We start from the raw sequence: 10,366 nt of genomic DNA, 5'->3' as shown, positions 1-10,366 counted from the left end.
CCGGCCAGATCTTCAACATCGACGGCGGACAGGTATTCCGGTCATGAGCGCAACCGGCGTGCGGACGGCGCGTGCGGACCGTCCGCACGGCGGCGACGCACCCGGCGCATTCGGGGTGGACGCCCGACTCGATGGCTTATCGGGCAAACTACGCAAGATCGTGTTGCCCGCAGATGGAGGAACCCGCTAGTGCGAATTGCTTTGTTGTCTTATCGAAGCAAGCCGCACTGCGGCGGTCAGGGCGTGTACGTCCGGCAGCTCAGCGCCGGACTCGCCGAACTGGGGCATACGGTGGAGGTCTTCTCCGGCCCGCCCTATCCGGCGGAACTGGACGAGCGGGTCAAGTTGACCGAGGTGCCGAGTCTCGACCTCTACCGCGACCCCGACCCGTTCCGCACGCCGCACCCCAGCGAGATTCGCGACCGGATCGATCTGCTCGAACTCGCCACCATGTGGACCGCCGGATTCCCGGAGCCGCGGACCTTCAGCATGCGCGCGGCCCGCCTGCTGCGCGATCGCGCCGCCGACTTCGACGTGGTGCACGACAACCAGTGCCTCGGCAGCGGCCTGCTCGATATCCAGCGCATCCTGCCGTTGGTGGCGACCATCCACCATCCGATCACCAAGGACCGCGAGGTCGACCTGGCCGCGGCGATCTGGCGGCGCAAACCGTTCGTGCGGCGCTGGTACGGGTTCCTCGGCATGCAGCAGCGAGTGGCCGAGCAGATCCCGGACCTGCTGACGGTGTCGACATCCTCCCGCGCCGATATCGTCGCCGATTTCGGGGTCCGCCCCGACCAGCTCGAGGTTGTGCCGCTCGGCGTCGACACGACGCTGTTCGCGCCGGACGACCGACCCCGGCAGCCCGGACGGATCGTGGCGGTGGCCAGCGCCGACAAACCGCTCAAGGGCATACATCACCTGCTCCGGGCACTGACCCGGCTGCGCGTCACGCACACCGTCGAATTACAGCTGGTCGCCAAGCTCGAGCCGAACGGGGCGACCGAGAAGGCCATCGCCGAACTCGGTCTGTCCGATATCGTCACCGTCCGCTGCGGACTGACCGATCTCGAACTCGCCGAACTGCTGCGCTCGGCCGAGATCGCCTGTATCCCTTCGCTGTACGAGGGATTCTCGCTGCCCGCGGTCGAGGCGATGGCCAGCGGCACCCCGCTGGTCGTCAGTCGCACCGGCGCGCTGCCGGAGGTCGTGGGCGAATCCGGCGTCTGCGCCGAGCTCGTCGAGCCGGGCGACACGGCGGCGCTCGCGCGCGCCATCGGCGCGCTGCTCGATTCGCCGCGGCAGCGCGCTGCCATGCGGCTGGCCTGTCGTGAGCGCGCGGTGAACGTCTTCAGCTGGGAGTCGGTCGCCGCCAGCACCGTTCAGGTTTATCAACAGGCCATCGACCGGCGGACGACGGCACCCGCGCCTCGGCCCCATCACCCCGCAGGAGGTTCCGCATGCTGACCGTCGACTTCGATCGCCTCGGCATCGGCCCGGGCACCCGCGTCATCGATGTCGGCTGCGGGGCGGGCCGCCACAGCTTCGAGGCGTTCCGGCGCGGCGCCGACGTCGTCGCCTTCGACCAGGATGCCGACGAGCTGGCGAACGTCGAGATCATGCTGAAGGCGATGGCGCAGGAAGGTCAGGCTCCCGCGGCGGCCGAAGCGCGGGCCGTGCGCGGTGACGCGCTCGCCCTGCCGTATGAGGACGAGGAATTCGACGTCGTCATCGCCTCGGAGATCCTCGAGCACATTCCGCGCGACGACGCCGCCATCGCGGAACTCGCGCGGGTGCTGCGACCGGGCGGACAACTGGTGGTGACGGTGCCGCGCTGGCTGCCCGAGCGGGTCTGCTGGGCGCTGTCCACCGAGTACCACAGCAACGAGGGCGGGCACGTCCGCATCTACCGCGCCGACGAACTGCGCGCCAAGATCGGCGCGCACGGTGTCCGCTTCACCCACCGACACCACGCCCACGCGCTGCATTCGCCGTACTGGTGGCTCAAATGCGCTGTGGGCGTGCGCAATGAGAACCACGTACTGGTCAAGGCGTATCACCGACTGCTGGTTTGGGACATGATGGGGAGACCGCGCGCCACCCGGCTCGCGGAGACGATGCTCGACCCGCTGGTCGGCAAGAGCGTCGCCCTGTATTTCACCAAGCCGGCGGTGCGACGTGCCGCGGTCTGAACTGCCCTTCGTCCCCGGCGCGCTGAGCAGGCGTCAATGTCTGCGGACCGCCGAATCCATTGCCGCCGAACAGGAGTCGTCAGGGGCGATACCGTGGTTCCGGGGTGGGCACACCGACCCGTGGGATCACGTCGAATCGGCGATGGCGCTGTCGGCCACCGGATTCTACGCCGAGGCCGAGGCCGCCTACCGCTGGTCGGCCTCGACCCAGCGCGCCGACGGCTCCTGGCCGCGCCAATTCCGTTGCGGCGAAGTGGAACTCGACGACAGCGACACCAATTTCTGCGCCTATGTCGCCACCGGGATCTGGCACCATCTGCTGTGCACCGGCGATGCGGATTTCGCGCGCGAGATGTGGCCGACGGTGCGGGCGGCCATCGACTTCGTGATCGGCATGCAGGGCGAGCAGGGTCAGATCTTCTGGGCCAGGGACGAATCCGGCATCTTCGCCGAGGCGCTGGTCACCGGATGCGCGAGCATCCACCACAGCATCTGCTGCGCCATCGCCCTGGCCGAGCGGCTCGGCGAACAGCATCGCGCCTGGGATGCCGCGCGCACCCGGCTGGCGACCGCGCTGCGGCACCGCCCTGAGCTGTTCACCGCCAAGGACCGGTACTCGATGGATTGGTACTACCCGGTGCTCGGCGGCGCGCTCACCGGCGCGGCGGGGCGCGAGCGCATCGCCGCGCGTTGGAGCGAATTCGTGGTGGGCAATATCGGCATCCGCTGCGTGGCCGACCGGCCGTGGGTCACCGGCGCGGAAACCTGCGAATTGGTCATGGCGCTGGACACCCTGGACGACCGGGAGCGTGCGCGCGAACTGTTCGCGGCGATGCAGCACCTGCGCGAACAGGACGGCTCGTACTGGACCGGCCTGGTCTTCGCCGACGGCAAGCGCTGGCCCGAGGAGCGCACCACCTGGACCGGCGCGGCGGTCGTGCTGGCCGCCGACGCGCTGTCCGGCGCGACGCCCGCGGGCGGCATCTTCCGCGATGTCGCCGGGGCGAGCGCCGGATACGTCATGGCCTGATCCGGCGCGCCGGATCTCAGGCGGCGGGGACGGCGATCCGTTCCAGGACGCGCAGCGATCCGGTGCACGAGACCTCACGGAATTCGGCGCTGTCCAGCGCGCGGCGGTAGATGCCGTACGGCGCCCGACCGCCGTCGTTCGGATCGGGGAACACATCGTGGATGGCCAGCGCCGACCCGACCGCGACCCATTTCGCCCAGCCCTCGTAGTCGCGCACCGCGGCGGCCTCGGTGTGACCGCCGTCGATGAACAGCAGATCGATGGGCACGCGCCAGATGGCCGCGGCCTGGACGGAATCGCCGACGATGCCGACCACGGTGTCGTCGAGTCCGGCGCGCACGACGGTGCGGCGGAATTCGGCGACCGTGTCGAATCGTCCGGTCACCGGGTCTACCAGCGAATCGTCGTGATATTCCCAGCCCGGCTGATGTTCCTCGGACCCGCGGTGATGATCGACGGTGTAAACCAGGGAATTGCGTTCACGCGCCGCCGCGCCGAGCCATACCGCCGATTTTCCGCAATAGGTGCCGATCTCCACGACCGGTCCGCCGTGCGCATATCTCGTCACCGCGTCGAACAGGGCTTTCGCCTCGTCGGCGGGCATGAACCCGCGCGCCTCGGTCGCGACTTCGACCCATCGAGCAATATCGGAAGAAGGTGCGGAACTCGATACCATGAGCGAACTGTCCACCTGTCTGCCAGGGCTGTACTGCCAGCGAAAACGAATCGGAGCTGTTGCTCCCGAACCTGCCGAATAGTATCATCCAGACACATGTCCAGAGGTGATTCCAAGACCGTCGAGGCGACGCGTCGACGCTTGACCGGAAAACAGGCGGACACCGTCGACAAGCTCACGAGAGCCGCGGTGGAAGTCCTGTCCCGGGAGGGTTTCGCCGGGATGACCATCCGAATGGTCGCCACCGCCGCAGGGGTGGGCACCGCCACCGCCTACACCTATTTCTCGTCGAAGGAACACCTCGTCGCGGAGATATTCTGGCGTCGTTTGCACACCGCGCCCTCCCCGGTCAGCACGGATACGGATTCGACCGTGCGCGTGGTCGAGGAGTTGCGCGGTATCGCGATGCTGGTGGCCGACGAACCGGAATTGTCCGGCGCGGTGACGAGTGCGCTGCTCGGCCGCGATCCCGATGTGCAACATCTGCGGATGCGCATCGGCAACGAGATCCGCCGTCGCATCGTTGGCGCGCTCGGACCCGAACCCGATCCCGATGTCGTCGAATCGCTGGAATTGCTGTACGCCGGCGCGCTGGTCCGCGCCGGAATGGGCTACGAATCGTATTCCGATATCGCGGACCGCTTGGCGCGCGCGGCACTGCTCGCCCTCGAATGACCGCCGCCGAATAACTCGTCCCGCATATCGACGGTTATTCGAATCGAATGCGAGCCGATATTCGGCCGGTCCGAATTCCGACGGAGCGGCCGCGCGGGCACGGGTTCAGGATTCGCTCGGATCGGCGGCCAGGCCGGGCAGCACGAAGCGGCGCAGGTGCCGATGGACGGCCACCGGATCGTCGGGGTCGACGGTGTTGCCTGGCACCGTGCCCAGACTGATCAAGATGCGGGCGACCCATTCGGAGACCTCGGCCGGATCGTGACCGGGGTGCACCTCCCCGCGCGCCACGGCGGCGTCCACGTAAGGCCGCCAGAATCGAGCCAGATCGGGCACGAGTCCGTGGACGCCCGCCCCGGCGCACACCGCGAACTCCTCCGGTTCGACGATGCGAAGGCGCATGAGCAGCGCGCCCGGATCGTCGTAGGCGCCCCGGCCGATGCGCACCCCCGCCGCGAGCTGCTCACCGAAGGTGGCGATGGTGTCCAGTTCGGCCCTGGCGTCGGTCCAGAACGCGTCGGTCAGCCGCACGATCGCCGCGCCGAGCAGGGTCGACTTGTCCGGGAAGTGGCGGTAGAGCCAGGCGCGCGAGACACCAGCCTCCTCGGCGACCTCGCTCACCGTGGTCGACCTGATCCCCTTGTCCGCCAGCAACTTCTGCGCGGCATCCAGCAGGCGGTCCACCACCGTGGCCGTCGGTGTCTCCGTCACGCGTCTCGCTTTCGGGTCCGGCGTCGGGGAACGACTGTGTGGGTTTCTCCAAAACCCTAACAAGGAGTGGACACATCTGAGAATGTGACTACTAGTAGACATTCTCCAAAATCTGTCTACAAGCACGAAAGGACAACACATGTACCAACCGCGGACCGCGGTGATCGGTGCAGGCATCAGCGGTCTGACCGCGGGCAAGATGCTCAACGACTACGGCGTGCCCTACGTCTGCTTCGAGTCCTCGGACCGGGTGGGCGGCAACTGGGCGTTCGGCAATCCGAACGGACACAGCAGCGCCTATCGGTCGCTGCACATCGACACCTCGAAACATCAGCTGTCGTTCCGGGACTTCCCGATGCCGCAGGACTATCCCGACTTCCCGCACCACACCCAGATCAAGCGGTACCTCGACGACTACAGCGCGGCCTTCGACCTCACCGATCGCATCGAGTTCACCAACGGCGTCGAACACGCGCGCAGGCTGCCCGACGGCGGCTGGGAACTGCGCACCGAGCGCACCGGCACCCGCTACTTCGACCTGCTCGTGGTGGCCAACGGACACCACTGGGACCCGCGCTACCCGAATTTCCCCGGCGAGTTCACCGGCACCGAACTGCACGCGCACCATTACATCGACCCGCGCACCCCGATGGACTTCTCCGACTGCCGCATCCTGGTGGTCGGACTCGGCAACAGCGCCGCCGATATCGCGGTCGAACTGTCGTCCAAGGCGCTGGGCAACAGCCTGAGTCTGTCGACACGCTCGGGCGCGTGGATCGTGCCCAAGTACATCGCGGGCCGCCCGGCCGACAAGTACTACCGGACCAGTCCGCACATCCCCTATTCCTGGCAGCGCAAGATCGCGCAGTGGGGTCAACCGCTCACGGCGGGCCGCCCGGAGAACTACGGTCTGCCCACCCCCAACCACAAATTCTTCGAGGCGCATCCGACCCAGTCGGTGGAACTGCCGTTGCGCCTCGGCTCCGGCGATGTGACGCCCAAACCCGATATCGCCCGTCTCGACGGCAATACCGTGCATTTCACCGACGGCACCAGCGACGATTTCGACGTCGTCATCTACGCGACCGGCTACAACATCACCTTCCCGTTCTTCGACACCGAATTCCTCAGCGCGCCCGACAATCGGATCGATCTGTACAAGCGCATGTTCTATCCGGGCATCGAGGATCTGGTGTTCGCCGGATTCGCCCAGTCCACGCCGACGCTGTTCCCGTTCGTGGAATGCCAGGCCCGCCTCATCGGGGCCTACGCCGTCGGCCGCTACCGGCTGCCCTCGGCCGAGGAGATGCGCCGGGTGATCGTGGCCGACCAGCGGTTCTACACCGGACACATGCTCGACCGCCCGCGCCACACCCAGCAGGTCGACTACTTCCTCTACGAACACGATATGCGCACCCGCGAACTGCCCGCCGGGGCGCGGCGGGCGAGCGAAATGGGACCACCGCGATGGGCCGAATTGTCCGACACCGCCGCGGAATCGACGGCGGCGGTATCCGGTTCGGCGACAGGAGCGCGACAATGAGCACGACCCCTCGACAGGTCTCCTTCTCCTCGAACGGAACCACCTGCGACGCTTGGTATTTCGATCCCGCCCCGGACAGCGCCCACGCGGGCGAGCGCGGCTGCCCGGTGGTGGTGATGGCGCACGGCTTCGGCGGCACCAAGGATTGCGGACTCGCGCCCTTCGCCGAGCGACTCGCCGCGGCCGGTCTCGCGGTCTTCGCCTTCGACTATCGCGGCTTCGGCGCCTCGGAAGGCGAACCGCGCCAGCGGATCTCCCTGCGCGGACAGGCACAGGACTACCGCGCGGCCGTCGCCGCGGCCGGACGGCAGCCCGGCGCGGACCCCGAACGCATTGTGCTGTGGGGCATCTCGCAGTCGGGCGGACACGCCATGAGTGTGGCGGCCGACCGCCGCGACATCAGCGCGGTGATCGCGATGGTGCCCATGATCGACGGCCTCTCCGCGGGCCGCTACGCACTCGCGCAGGTGGGACTCGCCGCGGTCGCGCGCTCGACGGTGACCGGCGTGCGCAGCGCCGTCGCGGGACGGCTCGGCGGCACGCCCACCATGATGCCGTTGGTCGGCAGACCGGGCGAGCGCGCGGCCCTGACCGCCGACGGCTACTACGAGAGCTACACCGCGTTGGCCGGGCCGACCTGGCGCAACGAAGTGGACGCGGCGGTCGGATTGGAACTCGGCGGCTACCGCGCCGACCGGCACGCCGACCGCATCGCCGCGCCGGTACTGGTGCAGATCGCCGACTTCGACCGCGCCGTGCCCCCGCACGCCGCGGCCAAGGCCGCGTTCAAGGCGCGCGCCGAGGTACGGCACTATCCGTGCGACCATTTCGACCTGTTCGCGGGCAATCCGTGGTTCGAACCCGCCATCGCCCACCAGATCCGTTTCCTGCGACGGCATCTGCTCGATGCCGGGACGGCCGCGCCGAGGACGGCCACATGGCCTACGGTGGCCGGTGTGGAGGAATCGGCATGAGCACCGATCGCCGGTCGGCGATGGTCATCGGCGGAGCATCCGGTATCGGCCTCGCCAGTGCGCACGCACTGGCCGCCGAGGGCTACCGGGTGACCATCGCGGATATCGATGAGGCCGCGGCGCGCGCCGCGGCGCAGCGGTTGGGTCCCGAGGCGGACGCGCTGGAGATGGACGTCACCGACGAGGTGACGGTGGCCGAGGGCCTCGAGGCCAGGCGCGGTCTGCACGCGGTGGTGAACTGCGCGGGTCTGTCCATACCCGGCCCGATCACCGAACTCGAACTGGCGCACTGGCAGACCACCGTCGACGTGTGCCTGACCGGGACCTTCCTCGTGCTCAAGCACGCGGGTCGCCATATCGCCGACGGCGGCAGCATCATCTGCATCGCCTCGCTCAACGGTCGCCAACCCGGCACGGGCCTGGCCTCCTACTGCGCCGCCAAGGCCGGTGTCCTCATGCTGGTCGAGGTCGCGGCGCTGGAATTGGCCGAGCGCGGTGTGCGGGTCAACGCCATCTCCCCCGGCCTGGTCGACACCCCCTTGGTCGCGGGCATCTCCCTGGTGCCCAGACTGACCGAGGAGTACATCGAGAACACGCCGCTCGGTCGCAGCGGCGCCCCCGAGGAGATCGCCGACACCGTCGCGTTCCTGGCCTCCGACAAGACCGCGTGGATGACCGGTTCGGCCATCGACCTCAACGGCGGCGCGCACCTGCGCCGCTATCCGGATGTCCTCGGCCGCGTCAAGGCGATGGCCGAATCCGCCGGGGACACACCGTAACAGGCCGCACGGGCGACCACGGTTGTCCGTGCGGCGTATCAGCCAAGCGCGCCGGGCGACAGATCGTCGATGGCGGCCGCGGCGCGTTCGAGCATGGTACGGAACATCAGGTCCCCGCGCTCGGTCGGCGCCGCCGCGCCGCACCTCGGCTGCCGCTCCCGGGCCTCAGCCGAGGACACCGGCACTCCCGACCTGCGCGTCGGCGATCTCGTAGGTCCGCGACCGCGGCGCGCGGGACCAGAGGACGCCCTCGCCCGCGGTGGCGCCCTCCTGCACCAGCGCGCGCTTGAGGATCTTGTTGGTGGCGGTGGTCGGCAGATCCGCCGCCAACCGCACAAAGCTCGGCCACGCCTTGGGTGAGAGGTCGGGCTGCGCGGCCAGGAAGTCGGCCAGCTCGCCGGGTGTCAGGGTCTCGTTGTCGCGCAGCACGATCGCGGCCATGACGCAGTCGCCGACCCGCTCGTCCGGCACCGCGTACACCGCGACCCGGCTGATCGCGGGCAGGCGCTGGAGTATGCGCTCGATCGGCCCGGCCGCCAGGTTCTCCCCGTCCACGCGCATCCAGTCGGCGGTGCGGCCCGCCAGGTAGATCCACCCGTCGGCGTCCTTGTAGGCCAGATCGCCCGACCAGTACAGCCCGCCCCGGGTGCGTTCGGCGGTCGCGCCCTCGTCACCGTAGTAGCCCATGAACAGGCCGGTGCCGTCGGCGTTGACGAGTTCGCCGATGGCCTCCTCCGGATTGGCGAGCGCGCCGTTCTCGTCGAAGACCGCGCGCGGACATTCCGTCACGGTCGTCGAATTGTACACGGCCACACCGGGATAGCCCTTGCCGATGGAACCGGGTGGGGTGCCGGGCTCGCGGGTGATGATGATGGCGAGTTCGGTCGAACCGAAGCCGTCCCACACGGTGGCGCCGAAACGCCTGCCGAATTCCTCGATGTCGCGATCGGTGGCCTCGTTGCCGAAGGCGACGCGCAGCGGATTGTCCGCGTCGTCGGGTCGCTCCTCGGTAGCGAGGATGTAGGCCAGCGGTTTGCCGACGTAGTTCATGTAGGTCGCGCCGTATGCACGGATATCGACGAGGAAGGTCGAGGCCGAGAATTTGGCGGGCGCCATCGCCGCGCCGCTGACCAGTGCGACGCAGTAGCCGCCGAGGATCGCCGCCGAGTGGAACAGCGGCATGGACAGGTAGCAGACGTCGTCGGAACCGATGCCGAAACGGTCCACCAGCGGCGGCCCGGCGAAGGGGACCATCATGTGCGCCAGCCGCACCGGCTTCGGATTCCCGCTGGTGCCCGAGGTGAAGATGAGCATGAACGTATCGGTGGCCTCGGGCACGCTGTGCGGTGTCAGTTCCCCCGCGCCCGCGAGCAGTTCGGCCCACTCGGGCGAGGAACTGTCCAGGACGCGGACCCCGACGAGGTCGAGTCCGTCCAGCAGCGGGCGGTGCTCGGCGTCGACGATGAGTATCTGCACGTCGGAACGCCGGATGTCGTCGGCCAGGCTCGCGCCGCGGCGGGTGTTGTTGACGCCGACGGTGACGTAACCGCCGAGCGCGCCCGCGGCGAGCGCGGTGAGCATCTCGGGTGTGTTGCCCAACAGGGTGCCGACGTGGATGGGCCGATCGGTATCGGCCAGTGACAGGATCGCCGCGGCCAGGCGGCGTGCTTCGGCGATGTGTTCACGCCAGGTCCAGGTTCGTCCGCGATAGGTGATCGCGCGGGTGTCGTCGTCGGAACGCTCTGACAGAAGTTCGGTGACCGTTGCAGCCATGGCGCAAATCTAG

11 protein-coding genes are annotated in these 10,366 nt (G+C 68.5%); 7 read left to right on the top strand and 4 right to left on the bottom strand.

The window, feature by feature from the left end:
• The first annotated feature begins 189 nt into the window (after nucleotides 1-189).
• From APZ21_RS01735 to APZ21_RS01725, 3 genes are read left to right on the top strand one after another with little or no spacing between them, the layout of a single operon-like run.
• Nucleotides 190-1,467 (top strand): glycosyltransferase family 4 protein, encoded by a 1,278-nt coding sequence (locus tag APZ21_RS01735; RefSeq protein ID WP_054811415.1) that lies wholly within the window; start codon nucleotides 190-192, stop codon nucleotides 1,465-1,467.
• Nucleotides 1,461-2,192 (top strand): class I SAM-dependent methyltransferase, encoded by a 732-nt coding sequence (locus tag APZ21_RS01730; protein WP_054811414.1) that lies wholly within the window; start codon nucleotides 1,461-1,463, stop codon nucleotides 2,190-2,192. The genes APZ21_RS01735 and APZ21_RS01730 overlap by 7 nt, the downstream gene beginning before the upstream one ends.
• The gene (locus APZ21_RS01725; RefSeq protein WP_054811413.1) at nucleotides 2,179-3,222 is read left to right on the top strand and encodes a prenyltransferase; all 1,044 of its coding nucleotides are present in this window, start codon (nucleotides 2,179-2,181) and stop codon (nucleotides 3,220-3,222) included. The genes APZ21_RS01730 and APZ21_RS01725 overlap by 14 nt, the downstream gene beginning before the upstream one ends.
• A 16-nt stretch (nucleotides 3,223-3,238) precedes the next feature.
• On the opposite strand, the gene APZ21_RS01720 is transcribed toward APZ21_RS01725, so the two are convergent.
• A complete protein-coding gene (locus APZ21_RS01720; protein WP_054811426.1) occupies nucleotides 3,239-3,898 on the bottom strand; it encodes a class I SAM-dependent methyltransferase in 660 nt (219 codons plus the stop codon).
• A 96-nt stretch (nucleotides 3,899-3,994) separates the two neighbouring features.
• Here APZ21_RS01720 and APZ21_RS01715 point away from each other — a divergent pair, with 96 nt between their 5' ends.
• Nucleotides 3,995-4,573 carry a TetR/AcrR family transcriptional regulator gene (locus APZ21_RS01715; RefSeq protein WP_054811412.1) on the top strand — a complete coding sequence of 193 codons (579 nt, stop codon included), beginning with the start codon at nucleotides 3,995-3,997 and terminating at the stop codon, nucleotides 4,571-4,573.
• A gap of 105 nt (nucleotides 4,574-4,678) precedes the next feature.
• Here the strand turns inward: APZ21_RS01715 and APZ21_RS01710 are convergent, their stop codons facing one another.
• Nucleotides 4,679-5,284: a TetR/AcrR family transcriptional regulator gene (locus APZ21_RS01710; RefSeq protein WP_054811411.1), complete on the bottom strand. Its 606-nt coding sequence runs from the start codon at nucleotides 5,282-5,284 to the stop codon at nucleotides 4,679-4,681.
• A 139-nt stretch (nucleotides 5,285-5,423) separates the two neighbouring features.
• Between APZ21_RS01710 and APZ21_RS01705 the strand changes: the two genes are divergently transcribed.
• From APZ21_RS01705 to APZ21_RS01695, 3 genes are read left to right on the top strand one after another with little or no spacing between them, the layout of a single operon-like run.
• The gene (locus tag APZ21_RS01705; RefSeq protein ID WP_054811410.1) at nucleotides 5,424-6,827 is read left to right on the top strand and encodes a flavin-containing monooxygenase; all 1,404 of its coding nucleotides are present in this window, start codon (nucleotides 5,424-5,426) and stop codon (nucleotides 6,825-6,827) included.
• On the top strand, nucleotides 6,824-7,801 hold the full coding sequence (locus APZ21_RS01700) for an alpha/beta hydrolase (protein WP_054811409.1): 978 nt from the start codon (nucleotides 6,824-6,826) through the stop codon (nucleotides 7,799-7,801). The genes APZ21_RS01705 and APZ21_RS01700 overlap by 4 nt, the downstream gene beginning before the upstream one ends.
• Nucleotides 7,798-8,580, top strand: coding sequence for an SDR family NAD(P)-dependent oxidoreductase (locus APZ21_RS01695; protein ID WP_174553640.1), 783 nt, complete (start codon nucleotides 7,798-7,800; stop codon nucleotides 8,578-8,580). The genes APZ21_RS01700 and APZ21_RS01695 overlap by 4 nt, the downstream gene beginning before the upstream one ends.
• A 38-nt stretch (nucleotides 8,581-8,618) precedes the next feature.
• Here APZ21_RS01695 and APZ21_RS33585 read toward each other — a convergent pair whose 3' ends face one another.
• A complete protein-coding gene (locus APZ21_RS33585; RefSeq protein ID WP_156370555.1) occupies nucleotides 8,619-8,759 on the bottom strand; it encodes a hypothetical protein in 141 nt (46 codons plus the stop codon).
• The gene (gene fadD1 / locus APZ21_RS01690) at nucleotides 8,746-10,353 is read right to left on the bottom strand and encodes a fatty-acid--CoA ligase FadD1 (RefSeq protein ID WP_054811408.1); all 1,608 of its coding nucleotides are present in this window, start codon (nucleotides 10,351-10,353) and stop codon (nucleotides 8,746-8,748) included. Before fadD1 ends, APZ21_RS33585 begins: the two co-directional genes overlap by 14 nt.
• Between the last annotated feature and the right edge of the window lie 13 nt (nucleotides 10,354-10,366).

The organism is Nocardia arizonensis (assembly GCF_001310275.1).
GTDB classification, from domain to species: Bacteria; Actinomycetota; Actinomycetes; order Mycobacteriales; family Mycobacteriaceae; genus Nocardia; species Nocardia arizonensis.
The sequence above is the reverse complement of the archived record's forward strand: the minus strand, read 5'-3'. Positions and strand labels throughout refer to the sequence as shown.

What these genes read in the sequence shown, in the direction of transcription:
- APZ21_RS01730 (WP_054811414.1), top strand. Translation starts at nt 1,461, where the DNA reads ATGCTGACCGTCGACTTCGATCGCCTCGGCATCGGCCCGGGCACCCGC.
- APZ21_RS01720 (WP_054811426.1), bottom strand. Translation starts at nt 3,898, where the DNA reads ATGGTATCGAGTTCCGCACCTTCTTCCGATATTGCTCGATGGGTCGAA.
- APZ21_RS01715 (WP_054811412.1), top strand. Translation starts at nt 3,995, where the DNA reads ATGTCCAGAGGTGATTCCAAGACCGTCGAGGCGACGCGTCGACGCTTG.
- APZ21_RS01705 (WP_054811410.1), top strand. Translation starts at nt 5,424, where the DNA reads ATGTACCAACCGCGGACCGCGGTGATCGGTGCAGGCATCAGCGGTCTG.
- APZ21_RS01700 (WP_054811409.1), top strand. Translation starts at nt 6,824, where the DNA reads ATGAGCACGACCCCTCGACAGGTCTCCTTCTCCTCGAACGGAACCACC.
- APZ21_RS01695 (WP_174553640.1), top strand. Translation starts at nt 7,798, where the DNA reads ATGAGCACCGATCGCCGGTCGGCGATGGTCATCGGCGGAGCATCCGGT.
- fadD1 (WP_054811408.1), bottom strand. Translation starts at nt 10,353, where the DNA reads ATGGCTGCAACGGTCACCGAACTTCTGTCAGAGCGTTCCGACGACGAC.